This window comes from Solitalea lacus, assembly GCF_022014595.1.
In the GTDB taxonomy this organism is placed as follows: Bacteria; Bacteroidota; Bacteroidia; order Sphingobacteriales; family Sphingobacteriaceae; genus Solitalea; species Solitalea lacus.
On sequence record NZ_CP091740.1, the window covers coordinates 1,311,220 to 1,333,096 of the forward strand.

19 protein-coding genes are annotated in these 21,877 nt (G+C 36.4%); 11 read left to right on the top strand and 8 right to left on the bottom strand.

Features of this window, described 5'->3' with window-relative positions:
• Window positions 1-78 precede the first annotated feature (78 nt).
• From L2B55_RS05545 to fabG, 3 genes are all read left to right on the top strand, one after another.
• Complete coding sequence (locus tag L2B55_RS05545) at window positions 79-663, top strand: DUF1579 domain-containing protein (RefSeq protein ID WP_237849429.1); 585 nt, start codon at window positions 79-81, stop codon at window positions 661-663.
• A gap of 279 nt (window positions 664-942) precedes the next feature.
• Window positions 943-1,827, top strand: coding sequence for a succinate--CoA ligase subunit alpha (sucD, locus tag L2B55_RS05550; protein ID WP_237849432.1), 885 nt, complete (start codon window positions 943-945; stop codon window positions 1,825-1,827).
• 158 nt (window positions 1,828-1,985) lie between these two features.
• Window positions 1,986-2,732 (top strand): 3-oxoacyl-[acyl-carrier-protein] reductase, encoded by a 747-nt coding sequence (gene fabG / locus L2B55_RS05555; RefSeq protein WP_237849435.1) that lies wholly within the window; start codon window positions 1,986-1,988, stop codon window positions 2,730-2,732.
• Between the two features lie 101 nt (window positions 2,733-2,833).
• Here the strand turns inward: fabG and L2B55_RS05560 are convergent, their stop codons facing one another.
• Together L2B55_RS05560 and L2B55_RS05565 are read right to left on the bottom strand one after the other, a co-directional pair.
• The gene (locus L2B55_RS05560; RefSeq protein ID WP_237849438.1) at window positions 2,834-3,265 is read right to left on the bottom strand and encodes a nuclear transport factor 2 family protein; all 432 of its coding nucleotides are present in this window, start codon (window positions 3,263-3,265) and stop codon (window positions 2,834-2,836) included.
• A 204-nt stretch (window positions 3,266-3,469) separates the two neighbouring features.
• Window positions 3,470-4,645 carry a BamA/TamA family outer membrane protein gene (locus tag L2B55_RS05565; protein WP_237849441.1) on the bottom strand — a complete coding sequence of 392 codons (1,176 nt, stop codon included), beginning with the start codon at window positions 4,643-4,645 and terminating at the stop codon, window positions 3,470-3,472.
• A gap of 459 nt (window positions 4,646-5,104) precedes the next feature.
• Between L2B55_RS05565 and L2B55_RS05570 the strand changes: the two genes are divergently transcribed.
• The 5 genes from L2B55_RS05570 (at window position 5,105) to L2B55_RS05590 (ending at window position 13,872) form a co-directional block, all read left to right on the top strand.
• Window positions 5,105-7,186, top strand: coding sequence for a hypothetical protein (locus tag L2B55_RS05570; RefSeq protein WP_237849444.1), 2,082 nt, complete (start codon window positions 5,105-5,107; stop codon window positions 7,184-7,186).
• A gap of 85 nt (window positions 7,187-7,271) precedes the next feature.
• Complete coding sequence (locus tag L2B55_RS05575; RefSeq protein ID WP_237849447.1) at window positions 7,272-7,889, top strand: trimeric intracellular cation channel family protein; 618 nt, start codon at window positions 7,272-7,274, stop codon at window positions 7,887-7,889.
• 311 nt (window positions 7,890-8,200) lie between these two features.
• The gene (locus L2B55_RS05580; protein ID WP_237849449.1) at window positions 8,201-10,141 is read left to right on the top strand and encodes a glycosyltransferase family 2 protein; all 1,941 of its coding nucleotides are present in this window, start codon (window positions 8,201-8,203) and stop codon (window positions 10,139-10,141) included.
• A gap of 221 nt (window positions 10,142-10,362) precedes the next feature.
• Entirely contained in the window at window positions 10,363-11,658 is a 1,296-nt protein-coding gene (eno, locus tag L2B55_RS05585) for a phosphopyruvate hydratase (RefSeq protein ID WP_237849452.1), read from the top strand.
• Between the two features lie 195 nt (window positions 11,659-11,853).
• The gene (locus tag L2B55_RS05590; RefSeq protein WP_237849454.1) at window positions 11,854-13,872 is read left to right on the top strand and encodes a DUF3857 domain-containing protein; all 2,019 of its coding nucleotides are present in this window, start codon (window positions 11,854-11,856) and stop codon (window positions 13,870-13,872) included.
• 4 nt (window positions 13,873-13,876) lie between these two features.
• Here the strand turns inward: L2B55_RS05590 and L2B55_RS05595 are convergent, their stop codons facing one another.
• A complete protein-coding gene (locus L2B55_RS05595) occupies window positions 13,877-15,172 on the bottom strand; it encodes an NCS2 family permease (RefSeq protein ID WP_237849457.1) in 1,296 nt (431 codons plus the stop codon).
• 188 nt (window positions 15,173-15,360) lie between these two features.
• On the opposite strand from L2B55_RS05595, the gene L2B55_RS05600 reads away from it, so the two are divergent.
• Window positions 15,361-15,528: a hypothetical protein gene (locus L2B55_RS05600; protein WP_237849459.1), complete on the top strand. Its 168-nt coding sequence runs from the start codon at window positions 15,361-15,363 to the stop codon at window positions 15,526-15,528.
• A 43-nt stretch (window positions 15,529-15,571) separates the two neighbouring features.
• Here L2B55_RS05600 and L2B55_RS05605 read toward each other — a convergent pair whose 3' ends face one another.
• Window positions 15,572-16,288, bottom strand: a complete 717-nt coding sequence (locus tag L2B55_RS05605; protein WP_237849462.1) for an RluA family pseudouridine synthase — start codon at window positions 16,286-16,288, stop codon at window positions 15,572-15,574.
• 183 nt (window positions 16,289-16,471) lie between these two features.
• Window positions 16,472-17,287, bottom strand: coding sequence for a 3-methyl-2-oxobutanoate hydroxymethyltransferase (gene panB, locus L2B55_RS05610; RefSeq protein ID WP_237849464.1), 816 nt, complete (start codon window positions 17,285-17,287; stop codon window positions 16,472-16,474).
• A gap of 62 nt (window positions 17,288-17,349) precedes the next feature.
• On the opposite strand from panB, the gene carA reads away from it, so the two are divergent.
• Entirely contained in the window at window positions 17,350-18,447 is a 1,098-nt protein-coding gene (carA, locus tag L2B55_RS05615) for a glutamine-hydrolyzing carbamoyl-phosphate synthase small subunit (RefSeq protein WP_237849467.1), read from the top strand.
• A gap of 118 nt (window positions 18,448-18,565) precedes the next feature.
• On the opposite strand, the gene L2B55_RS05620 is transcribed toward carA, so the two are convergent.
• From L2B55_RS05620 to L2B55_RS05630, 3 genes are all read right to left on the bottom strand, one after another.
• Window positions 18,566-18,919: an arsenate reductase family protein gene (locus L2B55_RS05620; RefSeq protein ID WP_237849469.1), complete on the bottom strand. Its 354-nt coding sequence runs from the start codon at window positions 18,917-18,919 to the stop codon at window positions 18,566-18,568.
• A 146-nt stretch (window positions 18,920-19,065) separates the two neighbouring features.
• The gene (locus L2B55_RS05625) at window positions 19,066-19,875 is read right to left on the bottom strand and encodes a universal stress protein (RefSeq protein ID WP_237849472.1); all 810 of its coding nucleotides are present in this window, start codon (window positions 19,873-19,875) and stop codon (window positions 19,066-19,068) included.
• A 239-nt stretch (window positions 19,876-20,114) separates the two neighbouring features.
• Window positions 20,115-20,423 carry an FtsB family cell division protein gene (locus L2B55_RS05630; protein ID WP_237849475.1) on the bottom strand — a complete coding sequence of 103 codons (309 nt, stop codon included), beginning with the start codon at window positions 20,421-20,423 and terminating at the stop codon, window positions 20,115-20,117.
• Between the two features lie 228 nt (window positions 20,424-20,651).
• On the opposite strand from L2B55_RS05630, the gene L2B55_RS05635 reads away from it, so the two are divergent.
• Window positions 20,652-21,821 carry an aminotransferase class V-fold PLP-dependent enzyme gene (locus tag L2B55_RS05635; protein WP_237849477.1) on the top strand — a complete coding sequence of 390 codons (1,170 nt, stop codon included), beginning with the start codon at window positions 20,652-20,654 and terminating at the stop codon, window positions 21,819-21,821.
• The last annotated feature ends 56 nt before the right edge of the window (window positions 21,822-21,877 follow it).

A 21,877-nucleotide genomic window follows, 5' to 3' on the forward strand; every position in this document is an offset into this window, starting at 1 on the left:
ATGTGGTTGATTATCAGAAAATTGTTTGTGTTTGTTTGTGGTGATTTTGTAAATTTAAGCTAACCAACTTTACTAAATATGAAAAAGTCTGCATTATTAATTGCATTAGCAATACTGTTATCAGTTTGTTATAAAGTGCAAGCACAAGACACTACTGAAAAGGATGCTGCAATGAAAGCCTGGCAAGCCTACATGACTCCAGGGGAGGTTCATAAGATGCTAGCTAAAGACAATGGTGAATGGACCTATGAAATGACCGCCTGGATGTCTCCCGATGCTCCTCCTACCAAAAGTACTGGTACATGTGTTAACAAAATGATCTTAGGTGGACGTTATCAGCAATCAACCTACAAAGGAACGTTCATGGGGCAACCATTTGAAGGTATTGCAACTACAGCGTATGATAATGCCAAAAAAACCTTCTACAGTACCTGGATTGACAATATGGGAACAGGCATTATGTGGTCGGAAGGTCAATGGGATGAGGCTTCCAAGACGCTAACTTGCATGGGGTCAGGTTATGATCCTGCTAAAGGCAAAGATTGTAAGTCAAAATCTGTAATGAAATGGCCTGATCCTAATACCCAGTTGATGGAGATGTACATGATAACGGATGATGGCAAGGAAGTGAAAACAATGGAACTTAAGGCGAAAAGAAAGTAAGGCTTAAGTGAATATTAAAAAGTGCGTAGATAACCTATTTGTAGAGGTTGTCTGCGCACTTTTTATTTATTAGAGATTATTAGGAATACGGTTAAACTAAAAAAGGAAAATTACCTGTACATCTACTCATTCTCACTTGCACATTGGTAAAATAAACTTAGCTTTGCACCGGACTTTTAATCCTGCCTGTAAAAGTGGTTTGCCATTTGAAATTCTTAAGAATAGATTTTCCAAGCAGTAAGTAACGAATCAACAAAACACTTCATAAATAAGCTTAAAATGAGCGTACTTGTTAATAAAAACTCAAAAGTTATTGTTCAGGGGTTCACCGGTAGCGAAGGTACTTTTCATGCTTCGCAAATGATTGAATACGGAACAAACGTAGTGGGTGGCGTAACGCCTGGAAAAGGCGGACAATTTCACCTTGAATTGCCTGTATTTAACACTGTGACAGATGCGGTAAAAGAAACCGGTGCCGATGTGTCAATTATTTTTGTTCCACCTGCATTTGCTGCTGACGCTATTATGGAAGCTGCTGCTGCTGGTATTAAAGTGATTATTTGTATTACTGAAGGTATTCCAACCAAGGATATGATTCAGGTTAAAGAATATTTAAAAGACAAAGATTGCCGCTTAATCGGTCCTAATTGCCCAGGCGTTATGACTGCCGGTGAAGCAAAAGTAGGTATCATGCCGGGCTTTATCTTCGCTTCGGGTCGCGTTGGTATTGTTTCTAAATCAGGAACATTAACCTATGAGGCGGTAGATCAAATTACAAAACAAGGCTTAGGCCAATCAACTGCAATTGGTATTGGTGGTGACCCAATTATTGGTACTACAACAAAAGAAGCTGTTGAATTATTAATGAACGATCCTGAAACTGACGGTATCATCATGATTGGTGAAATTGGAGGCGGAATGGAAGCTGAGGCTGCTCGTTGGATTAAAGAAAATGGAAGTAAACCTGTAGTAGGTTTTATTGCAGGCCAAACAGCGCCTCCGGGCCGCCGTATGGGTCATGCCGGAGCTATTGTAGGTGGAGCTGATGATACTGCTGCTGCAAAAATGAAAATTATGCGAGAGTGCGGTATTCGTGTAGTTGAGTCTCCAGCCGAAATTGGCGAAGCCATGGCTGATGAACTTAAGAAAGCTGGAAAAATCTAAAATCAAATAGGAGATATGCGATGTGAGATATGAGACACATCGCATATCTTTTTTTATTGTATTGGAGAACATTGTTTGTTGATGATTTCTCATACCATTTCCAATATTTTTGGAAGTCAGTCTCTCACCTCAAATCTCCATTCTCAAATCTAAACAGTATGAAACTTCTTGACGGAAAAGTAGCGCTAATTACTGGTGCATCTAAAGGTATCGGTAGAAAAATTGCCGAATTGTATGCAAAGAATGGTGCACAAGTGGCGTTTACTTACTTATCATCAGTTGAAAAAGGACAGGCTTTAGAGCAAGAATTACAACAATTTGGCACTAAAGTAAAGGGCTATCGTTCAGATGCATCTGACTATACAGCTGCTGAACAATTGATTAATGATATTGTTGCTGAGTTTGGTAGAATTGATATTGTTGTAAACAACGCCGGCATCACCAAAGATGGCTTGTTAATGCGTATGACAGAAGAACAATGGGATGAAGTGTTACGTGTTAATTTAAAATCAATCTTTAACTTAACTAAAGCTGCTTCAAAACCAATGATGAAACAGCGTTCTGGTGTATTTGTAAACATGAGTTCAATCGTTGGTTTGCAAGGTAACGCTGGTCAGGCTAATTATGCCGCTTCAAAAGCTGGTATTATTGGTTTTACCAAATCAATTGCTAAAGAGTTAGGGTCACGTAATATCCGCGCAAACGTAGTTTGTCCTGGTTTTATTAAAACAGAGATGACTGATGTATTGCCGGCTGATCAGGTAGCTAAATGGGCCGAATCTATTCCTTTAAAACGTATGGGCGAAACTGAGGACGTGGCTAATTTAGCGGTGTTCTTGGGCTCTGATATGAGTGCTTACATCACCGGACAGTCAATCGCTGTTTGTGGTGGTATGGAATCATAGTTTGCTGTAAAATAGTATTTTAAAATAAAAGGGAGGGTCGAAGTTCAAATGAATTTCGACCCTCCCTTTTATCCAGGTGTTGCAGATTGCTTTGCATGGTACTATACAAGCTCAATGTTTCCATTGATGTATTTTAAATTATATCTAAAGCTATTTAATCGCCAGCCTTTAGGTGATTTAATAGCCCCAAGGTTATAACTTCCTATAAATTCGCGAACTTTTCCTTCTTTGGCAGCCTCCTTAAAATGGGTGGCAATTGCATAGCAATAAATTTCTGCTTGGTCTCCGGTTATAGTTACTAAAAAATTACCAGATTGATGATGAACTGCATCGATACCTTCAAAACCCCTATTCCAAAGTTCGCATAAGTCCTTGGCTAAAATATCGGTAGCCTTTCCGGCTCCCAAGGTTGACATGTCGAAATGCACAGTTTCGCTGAAGACCTCATCTAAAAGTTTCTGCCATTCCTTGTAATCAGTATAAATAAACAATTTGTTGCTTAGTTCTATAAGCTGTTCTCTTTCTGTTGTCATAGTTAAAAGATATGGTTTTTGATGTTGTGTTTACTTAAAGAAACTTCTTCACTTTCAAAAGTGCTTTCGAATTTTGAAGAAGTTTCTAAGGTAAGGATTAATTTTTAGCTCCGCCTCGTTTTTTGAGCAGGGTGAAATGGAATCAAAATATTAAAATTAAGTAGGTTGGGAGGGTAAGCTTTCAACCGGCTTAATTTTTTTCATCTACTTAAACCACGAATTACCGAAAATGATGTAGTAGGCCCATTGCTCGGGGCCTCTGGCAATGTCTACTCCCATGCGTAAACCAAATTTTCTGGCCATCAAATACCTGAAGCCAGTACCATAGCTATAAGCCCAGTCTGCTGATCCGAAGTCATTCCAATTGTCAAAAGCTTTTCCTGTTCCACCGTAAGCCATTATGCTCCAGCGTTTCTTGAAATCCCAACGTAATTCTGCTTCAGTTAAAATATCAGCTTGCCCCTGATAGCGGTTTATTGGGATTCCTCGCATGTCTATATAGGGTAGTAGGTAAAATGGAGTGTCGTCAAAAGCTTGTTGACCATCAAGTCGGATCCCTCCGGTCAGGTTAGGTAGTAACGGTTTATAAGCATTTATGAAATAATTAATACGGTAATAGTTATAATCGCTGCCAATAACATCATTCGACCAATAGGTATCAATCCGAGCCTTCAACCCTTTGTTAGGTGTGAAAACATTGTCTCTGTTGTCAAATTCAATTACCGGGCCGAGGGAAGAAACAGTGCTTTTAATGTCTTTAGGCTGAACAAAGTCGGGTAACTGGCCGCCATAACCCACTTTTGTAAATAATAATAAATCCTGGAGGCCGATGCGCCATTTAGGGTTTTTCAGTTGTTTTAATCCATAGCCATAAAATAGAAATGTTTTAAAATTGAATTCAAATGCTTGTTCGCCAACAATTGCTAAGGTTCTATAAAAATCCATGTTAATGTCAGCATAGCCGGTTGCGAGCCGATATTTAACACGCTGTTTTTTCCAGGTTCCAGCACGAAAAGCAATTGCACCAAAAGTGTTATTGGCAGTATAAAAAAGTGCAGCTCCGGTAATGTCAGGAGATACAGGATTAATTTTTCTTTTATCTCCGATAGAGTCGATATAGGGTGTCCTGGGCTTTAAAAAAATGGGAACTATCGCAAGTCCGAAGTTGCCCAATGAGGGCTCGGTAATAATATTGGGAACGGGTATAAATCCATGTGCGTCAATCAACCAATCACTCACATCAAAAGTGTGGTCTAACGAATCTTTTAATGATATTTTCTTTTTCTGGGCAGAAGAATAAAATGGAAGGATAAAAAAAATGACTGAAATAAGGATTACTATAAAAAGAAAGCTGCTGTATTGCTTTAATCTTTTTTTCATAGAGCGTATTAGGAAATATATTTTCCTTAAAGTAAAATACTTATTAATCAATAAACTTCAAAGTAGCTATGGAAGGAAATTAAAGTCAGTCTATTAATAACTGACTTTGATTTTTTGCGACATGTTTAACCAGCTGTTAGCGCTTTATCTTTTTGCTGTTGAGTTTTACTTGTTAATTTCTTTAACCAGTTGCGAACCGGTTCGTTATAAAAGCGTAACGCAAGCCATCCAGAAGTATAAAGAAGATAAATAAACTTGTTGCAACCAATTGGATTGACACTGTTGAATAACCGATAAGTAACTTCATTGGTACTTAGGTTTGTAAAATGATGGCTATTTTGTAAGTGAGTTTCCAGAATGCAGGTTTTTTTAATATTTTAAAACCCTGTTAGCAAATATGACTCTCGGTAAAATTTGAGTGTGATATCGTGCATACATTTATCATTAAAAGAATTTTCAGTGATTATCTTTAGTAGTGTTTCGCCGTTTTGGATTATTCCTTGTTTGTTTCTCGGTTTGGCTTACGCCTGGCTGCTTTATCATAAATCTAACTCGTTTACGCAGCTTTCACGTAAAGTATTATTTGCAATACGTGCAATCACTGTATCAATAATTGCTTTTTTGCTGCTTGCCCCACTCATAAAAACGATCTCGCGTTCTGTAGAAAAGCCACTTATCATTATTGCAAAAGATAACTCATCTTCTGTATTGCTTTTTAAAGATAAAGCAAGTTATACAACAGCTCTTCCTTTAGCTTTAAAAGAACTAGTAGAAAAGTTGACTAATGATTATGAGGTTAAAATATTTTCCTTTGGAGATAAGTTAGAAGATGGCCTAAAAACAGATTTTTCGGCTAAAAGGACAGATTTTAGTCAGTTATTTGATGAACTCAATAGCAGATATACGAATAGGAATGTAGGAGCTGTTATTATTGCCAGTGACGGTTTGTATAACAGAGGGCAAAATCCAGTTTACCAGAAGTTGAATTTTAATACTACTGTATTTACAATTGCTTTAGGTGATACTACTCCTAAACGCGATGTTTTGGTTTCCTCGGTTGAGTATAATAAAATAGCTTACTTGGGAAATAGTTTTCGTATCAATGCAACAGTAGCAGCAATTGGTTATCAGGGGCAAAAAACGAGACTAAGTGTTACACACGCAGGTAAAGTAAGCTTTGTAAAGGATGTGATTATTAATTCTGCTGATTACAGACAATCTTTTACGATTGATTTGGAGGCCGATAAAGCAGGTACGCAGCAATATGTAGTAAATGTTCAACCGCTTTCTGGAGAAATTACGACAAAGAATAATGCCCAAAGCATCTTTATTGATGTTCTTGACTCTCGCCAAAAAATTTTAGTCTTGGCAGATGCTCCACACCCGGATTTGGGAGCCATCAAACAAACACTTGAAAACAACAAAAACTATGAAGTGGAAATTGAGTTGGCTGAGAAAGGGGCGGGTTTAAAATTAGGTGATTATAGTTTAATTATTTTACACCAATTACCTTCTGCCGATGCCAATAATACTGGTATAGTTTCAAAAGTTGTTGCATCGGGCATTCCAGTTTGGTATATAATTGGTAATCAAACCTATATTGATCTGTTTAATAAAACCCAAAATAATGTCGTTATAACTAATTTCAGAAACAGTTATAATGAAACGCAGCCAGTCCTTCAAGGTGATTTTTTTCAGTTTACTTTTTCCGAAGCGGCGCAAAAGCAATTTACGGATTACCCGCCGTTAAGCTCCCCTTTTGCCAAAATTGAATTGAAAAATCAAACAGGAACTTTACTTACTCAGCAAATTGGCTCTGTAAAAACGGAAGAGCCTTTGTTAAGCTTTACGGATAATAACGGCGTGAAAAATGGTTATTTGTTTGGTGAAGGTTTGTGGCGTTGGCGATTGGCTAATTTTCAGCAAACTGGAAATCATGAAGCATTTAATGAGTTTCTTACAAAAACTGTTCAGTACATTACTGCTCGTGATGATAAACGAAAGTTTAGAGTTACACAACTTAAGAAGGTTTTTGATGAGAATGAGTCAATTATTTTTAATGCCGAATTGTATAATAATAGTTATGAGCCGGTAAATGATCCGGAAGTAACCATCATTTTGAAAAATAAAGACGGAAAGAACTATAATTTCTCATTTAGTAAATCTGAAAAAGCATACTTCCTAAATGCAGGAGTTTTGCCTGTTGGCGAATACAGTTACACTGCTAAAACTAGGTTAGGGGATAAGGATCATCAATTTACAGGCGTTTTTATCATTAATGCTTTAAATATTGAAGAGTTGCAAACCACAGCTAATCATCAGTTGCTGTATAATTTAGCTAAGAATAACGGCGGTGAAATGGTAACTGCTAATAATATTGCCCAATTGGCTTCAATTATAACAAAGAAAGAAACCATTAAAACGATTACTTATGAAGACAAACAGCTTAGCGAGTTAATTAACTTGAAATGGTTATTTGGGCTGATTTTAGCATTGTTGAGCATTGAATGGTTTGTTCGGAAACGAAACGGTGATTATTAGGAAGTTTCAGAGTCGTAAAATAAGTTGTTAATTTTTTTAATGAATTAATTGTCTATGGAATGACCGTAGGCTTATGAAAGAAAGTATGTCAATTTTAACCGTTTTTGATATTTTGGGTACCATTGCATTTGCCATTTCAGGAGCGCTGGCCGCAATGAATAAACGGCTTGATATATTTGGGGTTTTGATCTTGGCTTTTGTAACCGCTGTTGGAGGAGGTACTTTACGTGATGTATTAATTGGATACACTCCGGTAGCCTGGATGCGAAATTATACTACAATTACAGTTATATTGGGTTCATACCTAGTGGTTTTGTTTGCTAAACCGTATTTGAAGCACCTGAAGAAACCACTATTCTATTTCGACTCATTTGGATTAGGGGCCTTTACAATTACAGGTATTGCGCAAGGTATGGCTTTTGGACTTCATCCGGGATTATGCGTGGCTTTAGGCACTATGACAGGTGCTTTTGGAGGGGTAATACGTGATATATTGATCAATGAAATTCCGCACGTTTTTAGAAAGGAAATATATGCCACAGCGTGTATTATCGGAGGGGTCGTTTTCTTTCTATTGCTCAGTCTTAATGTTGAGCGTCATTATGCAGAGGTGGCTGCTGCTGTTGCTGTTGTTGTAGTTCGAATAGTTGCAATTCGTTATCATTTATATCTTCCCAAAATATATGATCGGGATCAAGTATAAATGGAAACTTTAACCAGTGAAAGTCTGTTTTTGATGCTTGCCAGATTAATTGAGTGGCTTTTTTTTAAAAAAAATACTAAATATTTAGTTAAATAACTTAGGATAAAAATAAACGACAGTTTTTTCCTGTTTTACCTATAAAAACATTCCGCTACTTTAAAAAACAACTCTTTCTTTTAGTGAAAATTTTGGCAAAACTTCATGAATTAATTGAAGGTTGGGCTTTGCTCTCAATTGTGTAGAACGCTCACAAGATTAAATTAATAATTATACTTTTGCGGCCTTTTTGCTATTTAAAAGTTTGATTATTAATGATTTTTGCTTTTCCTGTTGAAGTCTATTTTATTTCTCTCCTCATTATTGTTCTTGTAGATGGTCTTAAAATGCTGGTAGAAGCAACCCGACGCTCATGCATTCCTATCAAAGAAAACTCCTTTAAGGATATTACGGTAATTATGTCGGCTTTTAATGAAGAGCGACATATTGTACGGACCATTGAATCGTTTTTGAGAAATGGATTTTCACAAAATCAGTTATACATAGTTGATGACGGTAGTACCGATAATACCTATGGTGTAATAAAGTCTGCTGGTTATGATCAAGTGAACTTATTCAAACGTCAAAATGCCGGAAAGGCCAATCAGCTTGAGTGGTTAATGAAACGAGTTACTACCAGGTACTTGATGATTGTTGATGCTGATATTTACCTGCAAAATAATTTTCATATTCCTGTTGATCGGTTCGAGTCTCATGAAGTAACTGGTATAGCCTTTAATATTGAACCTTATAATATTGGTAGAGGCTTTTTTAGTAGGCTGGCTGTGAACTTGCAGAAGTATGAATATGCTAAATCAATGCTTATTGGCAGGGCTAGTAAAAACCGAACACAATCTGTATCCTGTATTAGTGGAGCTGCCGGAGTTTTTAAGACAGAGCGACTTAAGTATTTAACTGAAGTGCATAGCGGTGTGTTTAGTGGTGAAGATCTACAGCGAACGCTTATTGACTTGATTAATGACGGAAATATTATTTTCTCTGAAAGTGTTGTTTATACCGATGTGCCTGAAACTTTTAAATCCCTTACACGCCAGCGGGTTATAGGTTGGTGGGGAGGTTTGTTTCATTGCTTTCCTCTTTTATTTAAGGTAATGCTTAACCGGAACTCGCCACTCTATCTTCGCTACGAAATGGCTTATGAATCCGTATCATTAGTGCTTGATCCTCTTAAATTTATCTCCTTTTGCTGTTTGTTGTTTTGGCGTGAGTGGGAGCAATTGACTATGCTGTACTGCACTTATACTGTATTTGAAGTAATACTTTTCTCTACCATTTTTAATAAAATGAAGCTCAATGTTTCTCCTGGTATTATTCTTTTACTCTATCCTGTTTATTCAGTTTATCAAATGATATTGCGTTTAGTTGCATTTGTTTATTATTTGCACAAGCGATTTGTCGCTCAAGAATGGAACCCGGTTTTTCAAACCATAAAAATTCTAAGTTTGGTTTTGGGATTACTATTAGTCAGTATAAATAGTAGTGCCCAGGATAAGACTCTTACCGGAAGGATGCTTGTAGGAGAAAAGGAAAATATGCTTGGTTCGTCAACAGATACAACAATTGCGGATAAACCAAAAGTAAAAAGCATTTTAGGTAAGAAGGATTGGATTGTAAGTACAGCGTTTAATTACCTATCACATAATTACCATGATTTTTCGAAAAGCTTGTCTAATGTGAATGTTTATGCAGGGTATAAAAACTACTGGACAGAATTGAGTTTAATAACTGATGAACGTTTTACTGTAGGCACTTATTTCAAGAAGGGTTATGCATGGGCTCGCTATCGTGATAATGATATGGCGGCGTACGGCAATTACAGTTTACGTGTTTCGCGATCATTTCCACATGCAATAAATATCACTTATCAGCATATTTACCAATTTTATGATAGTAAGAACATATTTATTCCAGGAGCTGAAATTGAGCAGTATTTTGGAGATAATACCAGAGTAAACTTGAGCTTACGGCAGGAAATTGGGCGTTTAGGTGATTTTAGTGGCATGCTTAGGGCTTATTACCGAAAGAATAAATGGAATATTAGTGGTGGTGCCGGGGTTAATAGTTACTTGCACAAAACCGGATTTATAAGTTTAGGATACGGGCCTATTTACCTGATTGGATCTTATATCGAAAAATTTGATTACTCTAACTTTGATCGAACATCGATAGGCTTGGGTATAAAGCAAACTTTTTAGCATGTTGTTCAATCCTTAATCGGTAACTTTAAATTCCTTATAAAATTGAATAATGTGTAACTAAATTGTGTTTTAGGTGTTAATTATGCAATTATTCAAAGTTATCGTTGATAAATATTAAACTGAGTATCTGTCTTAGTTGATGATGTGAGTATTTTTAACTACTTTCGGCTGCTTCTTTTGAGTAGAAGAAAATACATCACAATAACAAAAAATCAACTATGAGTTTAATCTTAGATGTTAAAGCAAGACAAATTCTAGATTCAAGAGGTAACCCTACTGTAGAAGTAGATGTTATTACTGAAAATGGAGTTGTTGGTCGTGCTGCAGTACCATCAGGTGCTTCAACCGGTATGCACGAAGCAGTGGAGCTTCGCGATAATGATAAGAGCGTATACATGGGTAAAGGTGTAACTAAAGCTGTTGCCAATGTAAATGATAAACTTGCCGACGAGTTACGAGGTATCGATGTGTTTGAGCAAAACGTTATCGATAAACTAATGCTTCAAATTGATGGTACCGAGAACAAAGGCAACTTAGGTGCCAATGCTGTTTTAGGTGTTTCATTAGCGGTCGCTAAAGCGGCAGCTCAAGAATCTCATCAGTCATTATACCGTTATATTGGCGGTGTAAATGCCAATACATTACCAATTCCAATGATGAATATCATTAACGGTGGTGCTCACGCTGATAACAAAATCGATTATCAAGAGTTTATGGTAATGCCTGTTGGTGCAGAGTCTTTCTCACATGCTTTGCGTATGGGTACTGAAGTTTTTCATCACTTAAAAAATGTGTTGAAGAAAAAAGGTTACTCAACTAACGTAGGTGATGAGGGTGGTTTTGCTCCAAATATCGGTTCAAATGAAGAAGCAATTGAAACGGTATTGCAAGCAATTGAATCAGCAGGTTACAAAGCAGGTAGCGATGTTTATATTGCCATGGATGCTGCAAGCTCTGAAATGTATGATGAGAAAACTGGATTATACAGTTTTTATAAATCAAATCCTGATCGTAAGTTTACCAGTGATGAATTAGTAGCTTATTGGGCTGATTGGGCGGCTAAATATCCTATTATTTCAATTGAAGATGGTTTAGCTGAAAATGATTGGGATGGCTGGAAAAAATTAACAGAGAAGTTAGGTGATAAAATCCAATTAGTAGGCGACGATTTGTTTGTGACAAACTCTAAATTCCTTCAAAAAGGTATTGATATGGGCGTGGCAAACTCAATTTTGGTTAAAGTAAACCAAATTGGATCGTTAACTGAAACTATTAATGCGGTTACTTTGGCTCAAAATAATGGTTATACTTCAGTAATGAGTCACCGTTCAGGTGAAACTGAAGATTACACCATTGCTGATTTAGCAGTTGCATTAAACTGTGGTCAAATTAAAACTGGTTCAGCTTCTCGTTCAGACCGGATTGCAAAATATAACCAATTGCTTCGTATTGAAGAAGAATTGGGTTCAACAGCTCGTTTCCTTGGCAAAAACTTCAAGTTCGCTAAGAAATAGTTGTTCGACAGATATATTTATTGAAAACGGATTCGGTACTTGCTGAATCCGTTTTTGTTTTATTGCTTTAAAAGTGTCCGGTAATTGTATCGAATACTTTTATTTTATTTTACGAATACAATAGCTTTTCAATCATTTCTTTACATTTGAATAAATATTTACACTCTACCTTAAATATTCTGAACAAACTACTTTATGAAAAAAATTAGGCTGCTATTTATTGCAGTTTTTAGCTTTGTTGGCGCTTTTGCCCAAGAAAACCTCTCTTTTGTCAAAGAAATACCCTATAAATTCGGCAATGTTTCAATGAATGAACTGCTTCTAGAGAAGTATGATAAGGATACATCAGCGAATGCGATCGTGCTGGATGAATTTGGAGAATCTTATATTGATGATCAGGATCCCAGTATGTTAATAGTTGACTATTATGGTAAATTGAAAATTTTTAATCAAAAAGGTCAGCCTGAGTCCACAATTGTAATTCCGTTATATGTAGGAGGATTTGGGGAAGAAAAGGTTGATGCTATCCAGGCTTGGACATACAATCTGGAGAATGGTAAAATAATAAAAGCGAAACTGGCCTATAAGGACTTTGTCATGGAAAAGCAAAACGACAAATACAATGTTCTAAAGTTCACCTTTCCGATGGTAAAACCAGGCTCAGTTCTAGAATATAAATACACGCTAAAGACTCCGTATTACTTTTATAATTTTAAAGAATGGCATTTTCAGGCGGCAATACCTAAAGTTCGAAGTGAATATTGGGCGAAAATTCCAGGGTATTTTACCTATAAAATTACTCTTAAAGGTTTGGAGAAATTAACCAAGAATTCCTCAACCGTGCAAAAAGAATGCTTCAACCCTCCAGGGCGACTGGCTGCTGATTGTTTATTCTTGCAAGTTGCAATGGATTCGGTCCCGGCATTAAAAGCTGAAGAATTCATGACCACTTTAAGAAATTACCTTTCTCGAGTGGAGTTTGAAATTGAAGAATTTCAGTATACTAATGGCAGTAGAAAAAAGTTTACTAATACATGGGAAGACGTGGAACGACAGTTATTGTCAGATCCTAAGTTTGGTCCGATATTTCAGAAAAATCAAAAGTTTTATCAGCAATTGCTAAAGCCTGAGTTCTTAACAATAACTGATTCGTTGAAAAGAGCAACTGTAATTGTAGATTTCTTGAAAAAAGAACTTTCATGGAATGGTAAGCATGGTGTTTTGGCAGAAAATGAACCTAAAGATATTTGGAGTAAAAAAGAAGGTTCAGTAGCTGAAATCAATTTGTTTTTGATTGGAATGTTAAAAGCTGCTGGATTGAAGGCCGAACCCGTAATTCTCTCCACTCGAGAAAATGGATATGTTAATAACCTGTACCCGGTATTAACTGATTTCAATTATGTTGTGGCAAGAGTAATGATCAACAATAAAGAGTATTTATTAGATATTACTGAAAAGATGCTGCCGTTTGGCCTTTTACCATTGCGTTGTATCAATAATGAAGGTCGACTAATTGTGCTGAAAAAATCAGGATGGATAAAGCTCGTTCCAAATTTTTATGATATGAGTCAATCTATTATTAATATGGCTGTAAAGCCCAATGGGTCGGTACAAGGGACCTGTCAGATGAGTAAGCTCTATTATCAGGCATTAAATGATCGAAAAGAAATTGCTAGATTTTCGACACTGGATGATTATGTTAAAGCATATCAGAAAAAACTTACTCCAGTAAAGATAAGTGACTTTAAAATTGAAAATGTTGATAGTTTATCTGAAACGTTAAATACAATGTTTTCTTTCGAGATGGAAAATGAAGAATCAACTGTAGTCGATAAAATCTATGTAAATCCTTATCTGTTTGATAAGCTATCGGCAAATCCCTTTAAACAGCATTTGCGTTCATATCCAATAGAGTTTGGAACAAAAAAGCGTTTGGGTGCAACCATAGCCATTAGTATTCCTGATGGATATGAGGTAGAATATGTTCCTCAGAATAAGAAAATTGTTCTTCCGGAAAGAAATGCCTCTTATTCAGCTGACTATAAAATTGATGATAACATTGTTGTAATTCAAAGTGTTCTAAAGCTCGGTAATGATGTATACGAGCGAGAGTATTATCAATATTTTAAAGAGCTCTTTGGGCAGATAATAAAAGAACAAAACGAAACAATTATACTTCGTAAAAGACAAAGCGGATCAACTAAATCAAAATAAGTAATTACGCCCAAAACAACTTTAGTATAAACAAGATGGCAGTTACATATACTGTAATGCTAATTTGGGAAGCCCTGCCCGTAAACAGTTTGATGAAAACGAAGGAAAGCATTCCAAAAACAATGCCTTGTGCAATACTATAGGTAAAAGGCATCATTACCATTGTCATAAATGCAGGAATGGCCTCTGTAAGGTCGTCGAAGTTTATAGTTAAGATAGAAGAAACCATAAATAGACCCACAATTATGAGGGCGGGTGCGGTTGCTGCCGAGGGGATCATGAGGAATAACGGCGCAAAGAACATGGCTATAAAAAACATACAAGCAGTACTTAAAGCTGTCAGCCCTGTTCGGCCACCTGCAGCAACTCCTGATGCACTTTCTACATAAGCCGTTATGGTACTTGTTCCTAAAATAGCTCCAATTGTAGTTCCAAATGCATCGGCAAATAAGGCTTGTTTAACTTTAGGAAAACTGCCGTTTTTGTCAATCAGTCCCGCCTTGGCTGCAAGGCCTAAAAGGGTTCCTACCGTATCAAATAGGTTAACAAACAGAAACGTTAGGACAACCATAAGCATGTCGGTGGAGAATAAGTCATTCCAAACAAACTTTGCGAAAATAGGAGATATTGAAGGCGGAATACTAATTAGATGTTCTTTAGGTATTATTGTTATACCTAATGGAATACCAATTATTGTTCCTGCAATGATTCCTATTAAAATGGCCGATTTGATATTTAAGGATACTAAAACTCCTGTAATTAGTAAACCAACTAACCCAATCCAAACTTTTGAGTCAGTCATTTTTCCAAGTGTTACCAGGGTTTCAGTATTGCCAGTAACCATTCCAGTATGTTGAAGTCCAATGAATGTTATAAATAAACCGATGCCGACAGGTATGGCATCTTTTAAGGTTTGGGGTATACTGTTAATAATTAACTCACGAACATTAAAGAAGGTTAAAACTAAAAATATCAGGCCCTCAATAAATACAGCTGTTATGGCCATTTGCCATGAATACCCCATGATTTGTACCACGGTAAAAGCAAAAAAAGCATTAAGGCCCATGCCCGGAGCTGCGGCAATAGGTAAGTTTGCCAAAAAAGCCATTGTTAGTGTGGCAATAATGGTAGACAAGGCAGTGGTTGTAAACAATGCTGCTTTGTCCATGCCGGTCGTGCCTAAAATGGAAGGGTTAACAGCCAAAATATAGGCCATTGTCATAAATGTGGTTATTCCAGCTAATACTTCAGTTTTTACAGTTGTGTTATGAGCAGAAAGTTGAAATAGTTTTTCAAACATAACATGTAGGATAGTAATACTGAATTTAAGAAAAAAAGAAGAAGAAAGTTGGATTTAAATTTTGACAGTGATAAACCATTAAGTATAATTTATTTAAATTCCTATTTTTCGATAGAAACACAAAGAATCCGTTTAATCAGAATTTGCGATCATTTCCTATTGATTATAGTTTAAAAAAATCAGTATCGTTGTTATCAATATTAAACATTCAAGGTTTGTTAAAGCTTGATCAGGAGATTTATCCAATGGAATATTATGAAGCCATAAAAGGACAGTTCGGTTTAATGATTAAAAAGCAAAATGAGCCAATTGTTTTGAAGCTTAAATCTTCAATAAATAGTCTAAAAAACAAGTAATATGTAAATACACCTAGATCTTTACTTCATTGAAGTTCGTGTATTATTTTATTCCAAAGTTATGCCATACCGGATCTTTAGGTAAAGGAGCAACTATCTCCATTAGCTCTTTTTTCACTGGATGTTCGAAAGTGATTTTGCGTGCATGGAGGTTAATGCTCCAATCGGGGTTAGATCGTTGGAAACCATACTTGCGGTCTCCTCGTATAGGACATCCCATATGAGATAACTGAACCCTGATTTGGTGATGACGTCCGGTTACGGGCTTAACTTCGAGCAAATAGTAAGTGTCCGATTTGGCAATTACTTTATAGCTTAATTCACAACGTAAAGCGCCTTCCACTTCTGATTCAGTATTATATGCTTTCGAGGTATTCGTTTGTGGATTTTTTCTCAAATAATTAACAAGTGTAGCTTCGAGTTTGGGAGGCTGATTTTTAACAATAGCCCAATAAGTTTTCTGAATATCACGCTCTTTGAAAAGTTTATTGAAGCGCTCCAACGCCTTACTTGTTTTGGCAAATAAAATAACACCACTGACAGGTCGATCCAAACGATGAATTAATCCAGCAAAGGCCGCTCCCGGCTTGTTATAAGTGTATTTTATATAGTCTTTTACAAAGTCAATTAATGGTTTGTCTCCTGATTCGTCAGCTTGCACAGCAATACCTGCAGGCTTATTAATGGCTAGTAAGTGATTGTCTTCGTAAAGTACTTCAATGTCTTTGTATGTATAGGTATTTGCTAGGCCTTTTCCCATTCCGTTATCATTTTAGATTTTAGATTTCAGAATTACAAGAGGTGTCTCAATTGGAAAACGTAAATCCAAAATCACATATCAATTCCCTTATTCCCGTAATTTTATTACGGATTTATGGTCATAGAAATTCAAATAGGTTTAATTTGTAAATGTAAAGTTAGGTTAATAGTAAACCTATACTGTTTAATATTGTTCTTTTTTATTAGGAAAATCCTGACTTTTTACGTCGGCAATGTATTTCTTTACAGCCCCTCCAATTTCCTCAAATAAGTTTAAGTATTGACGTAAAAAACGAGGACGGAATCCTTTTGTTATACCCAACATGTCATTTATAACCAATACCTGACCATCAACATCTGGTCCTGCTCCAATTCCAATGATTGGGATTTTTACTAAAGAGGTCGCTTCTTTGGCCAGTTTTGCGGGTATTTTCTCTAAAACAGCTGCAAAGCACCCCGATTGTTGTAGCAATTGAATATCGTCCAGTAGTTTTTTAGCTTCAGCTTCTTCTTTTGCTCTTACTGTATAAGTACCAAATTTATAAATAGACTGTGGTGTTAAGCCTAAATGTCCCATAACAGGAATTCCAGCTGAAATAATCCGCTCAATTGATTCCTTTACTTCTGCTCCTCCTTCAAGTTTTACTGCATGCGCACCCGATTCTTTCATGATGCGAATGGCAGAGGCAAGAGCCTCTTTTGAATTACCTTGATACGAACCGAAAGGTAAATCAACTACCACCAACGCGCGCTTGGCCCCCCTTACTACAGACGATGCATGGTAAATCATTTGGTCGAGCGTAATAGGGAGCGTGGTTTCATGGCCTGCCATTACATTTGATGCAGAGTCGCCCACTAAAAGAACGTCAATGCCGGCGTTGTCGAGGATTACTGCGGTGGAATAATCATAAGCGGTAAGCATTGAAATTTTTTCTCCGTTCATCTTCATTTCCTGAACGGTATTGGTGGTAATGCGTCTGATTTCGGTATTGACTGACATTTTGTGGAATTTTTGTGTAAAAGCAAGCGAAAGTACCTGATTTTTTCTACCTTTGCAACTTAATGAGCACGTTCGAGAAAATCCCTGCTGTACTGTTGCTTGAGGATGGTACAGTATTCCACGGAAAAGCTGCCGGTAAAATAGGAACCACCACCGGCGAAATATGTTTTAATACCGGAATGACCGGTTATCAAGAAATTTTCACTGACCCTTCTTATTATCGGCAAATCATGGTTACTACCAATGCACATATTGGTAACTATGGTATTTCTGATGAGGAAGTTGAATCAGATTCAGTAAAAATTGCTGGGTTGGTTTGTAAAAATTTTACGTCAAATTATTCGCGTAAAATGGCCGACGAATCAATTCAGGAATATTACTTGAATGAAAATGTAGTTGCCATTAGTAATGTTGACACCCGTCAGTTGGTGCGCCACATTCGTGATAAAGGCGCTATGAACGGTATTATTTCTTCTGAGATTCTTGATATTGAAGAGTTAAAGAAAAAGTTAGCTGAAGTTCCTTCTATGGAAGGTTTAGAACTATCGTCAGAAGTAAGTACAACTGAGCCTTATTTCTACGGAAATTCAGAAGCTGCTTACCGTGTTGCGGTGTTGGATTTAGGGGTGAAGAAAAATATCCTTCGAAATTTTGATGATCGTGATGTTTACTGCAAGGTATTCCCGGCTAAAACTTCTTTTGAAGAAATGGAGCAATGGAAACCACACGGTTATTTTATTTCAAATGGTCCTGGTGATCCTGGTGCTATGCCTTACGGGGTTGAAACTGTAACTAAAATTTTAGCCGCTAACAAACCTATGTTCGGTATTTGTTTAGGTCACCAAATGTTAGCACAGGCAAACGGTATATCAACTTATAAGATGAAAAATGGTCACCGCGGATTAAACCACCCGGTTAAGAACATAATTAAAAATCACTGTGAAGTAACTTCTCAAAACCACGGCTTTGCTGTAAACCCTGATGAAGTGAAAGCCTCGGATAAAGTGGAGATTACTCACCTTAACCTTAACGACGGTACCATTGAAGGTATTCGCGTAAAAGGTAAAAAAGCATTTTCGGTGCAATACCATCCAGAATCGTCTCCAGGTCCGCATGATTCACGTTATTTGTTTGATGATTTTGTAGCTATGCTGAGCTAAAAGATATATCTAAGAAGTAAGATGCAAGAGCGAGGATTTGGCTTGTGTTAACTTCTGAATAACAAAAGCGGGCTGTTGTAAATAACAGCCCGCTTTTGTTTATTGGAATAATTATAACTTACTTTAATTTACCTATCATTTCCTCTACAACTTTTGGACTGTTGCCTACAAAGATTTTATCTCCTGAAACTACAACCGGGCGTTTTAAAAACGTGTACTCTTGTAAAATTAAATCACGGTAATCGTTTTCTGTCAGGGTCTTTTCATGTAAGCCCATAGGCCTGAATTTTTGTGACCGGCGGCTAAACAAAGCTTCGTAAGATCCTGCTAATTTCATCATTGCTTCTAATTGGTCGGTACTTATGGGCTGGGTTTTAATGTCTTGCTTTTCAAACTTAACACCTGCGTATTCGGCGTTTTTAATAATCTTACTGCATGTACTACAGGTTGAAAGGTGATATATCTTGTTCATCTTAATGCTAAAATGTTTGCTGGGAAATTAAGTATTTACAGGTTTTTTTATTGGATTTAATTTTGCATGCCACTCTTTTAATAAGGTACACTTCTTAAATCTAAAACATTTAAGAAGTGTACCGAATTTATGTTGTTGGAGTTATCTTAACCGTGGTAGGCTAGTAAAGGAATGTCAGAATGTTCAGCCAGTTTTTTGGTAAGGCTAGGAGTAAAGAACTTTTCAAGTAAGGTGCGTTTGTGTGTTACCATTACCAGTAAATCGGCACCATATTTTTGTGCATATTCTATTATTCCTGTTGATTCAGATACTGCAGTATAAGTTTCAATACGACATTTGTGAGTTGAAGACACAAGTTTAAGCTTGTTAATCAACGACTCTTCTTGCTTTTCATTAGTGTTTATTTTTAATACCGTTGTTTCTGCATTAATAGCATTGCCAAATTCAATGATTCGTTCAACAAACGGGAGTTCCTCTCCATGAAATTGTGTAGCATAAACAATCTTCTTTATTGACTTACCTGGATTTGCAGCTGTGGGAACAACAAGTACCGGACAGGTTGCACGCTCAATGATTGAAGAAGCATTGCTGCCCAATAATTTTTCAACCAGGTCATTCGCACCTTTAGTTCCCATAATAATCAGGTTAATATTATCCTGGGTAAGTTCTTCCAAAATTTCACTTTCAATCAAAAAACCGCGACGGGTAATGCTTTCTACTTCAATGCCGGCACTTTCAAGTTCTCGCTTCAATTGCTCGTTATGCTCTCTGGCTTCTTTTTCCTGAGTGGTGAGTACATCGTCAATTATTTCAGGGGGCATATTAGGATCAACCATAGTTTGCACAATATGCAGTAACTTGATTTTATAATCATGAGTAATCGCTAATTGCTTCGCAAACTCAAGCGCATTTGAGGCAGATTTAGAAAAGTCAGTTGGAAGTAATATGGTTTTCATTTTAAGCATTTTGTTATTTATAAAGATATATTATCAATTTAACTAAAATTATGATTTATGTCAGTTTAATCCTCGGTACAGGCATTGATAATACTTTTGCGTAATAACAATTTACCTATAATAGTTGAAAAATTAATTAATGATTTACGAATGAGTGCAGAATCTAACTAGATTCATTGATTCTTTAAATGGGATGAAAGTATAATGAACAGAGTTGAAGGTTTGATGTTATTACTACATCATTTGTTTTTCATTTCTTCATTTTCGGATACAATGACAAAAATATCTTCACCATCTTTTTTCATAAGGTATTTCTCTCGGGCAAATTTTTCGAGCTGTTGAGGGTCGGTAGAGAGCTCTTTTAAGTCTTTTTTTACCTTAATGATTTCTTCTTTATAATAATCCTGGTCTTTACGTATTTGGTGAAGTTTTTGGCGGTATTCATACTGAGAAATAAAGTCATTGCGGTCTAAAAATAGCATCCATACGAAAAACAACACCAGTGTTAGGTAGTATTTGTTTTTGATGATAGATACGATTTTTTGCATAGTCCTGATCCTCAATGTAATGTTTTTTGCTTTTGATGCAAATTACTTCCTTCAAATTTAATGATTAGAAGTAAAAGAACAAGAGAGATTAGGTGTAACTTTTTCTTTTTTAATCTGTTAATACAGATGGGATTGTGGTTAGTGTTAATTTATTAACAAATAATTAAACTAAATTTTAATTAGTTTGTTTAAATAATCAATTTGCAAGTTAATTAATTAATAGTGTTTATGTTGGATATTGTAAAAGTTCGTAAGGATACTGCCGGAGTTGCTAATCAAATTCATTTGAATAATGCGGGAGCATCTCTTCCTGTTGATAAGGTGCGGGAAACAATGATCAGCTATATAAATGAAGAAATGTTATATGGAGGATATGAAACAGCCGATAAATCCGCAGCTGCCTTGAACGAAACTTATGAACTTGCAGCCAAGTTGATTAATTGTAGTGGAGATGAAATTGCTTTTACTCAAAATGCATCGCTGTCCTGGAATCTAGCATTTTATTCAATTCCTTTTGAAAAGGGTGATTTAATTCTAACATCTGATGTTGAATACGTATCGAACTTTATTAATTTTTTAAAGCTGAAAAAGGAGAAGCAAGTTGACATTGTTTTAATTCCACAGGATGAATATGGAATGGTGGACTGTCTCAAGCTTGAGCAAATGATAACGAACAAGGTTAAATTGATTGCCATTACTCATATTCCCTCTAATAGTGGATTAATAAACCCTGCTGAAGAAATTGGTGCAATTGCTGCGAAATATGGCATTTTATACTTGTTAGACAGCTGTCAGTCGGTAGGTCAGTTACCTATTGATGTAAAAAAAATACAATGCAGTTTTTTAACTGCAACAGGGCGGAAATACTTGAGAGGTCCGCGCGGTACAGGTTTTTTGTTTGTGGATAAGAATGTTTTACCTAAGCTGAATCCTGTTTATTTGGATAGTTATTCAGCTTCATGGACGTCTTCTGATGAATTTATAATAAACCCAACAGCCAAAAGATTTGAAACTTTTGAACGCAACATTGCTGGACAGTTAGGCTTAGGAGAAGCAATTAGGTATGCTTTAGCTATTGGCGTGGAAAACGGGTGGCAACGGATAAAAGAACTTTCTGCCTACTTAAGGGAAGGTTTGGCCAGTATTGACTCAATTAAACTCCAAGATATAGGTAATGAAAAATGCGGGATGGTTACATTTACTCACAACCGAATTGAACCTTTGGTAGTGCAGAAACTACTTCATCAGCAAGGAATTAATATTAATTCGCCTGGTAAACAAAGTGCATTGCTCGATATGGAGAAGCGTAACTTAGAGAGAGTTAACAGGGCTTCAGTTCATTATTATAACACCAAGGAAGAACTGGATGTATTATTGGAGAAGTTGAAAAAAATGTAAGTAGGTACGAGCTTTATTAAGTAAAAGAGCCACCTTCATTAAAGGAGGCGCTTTCG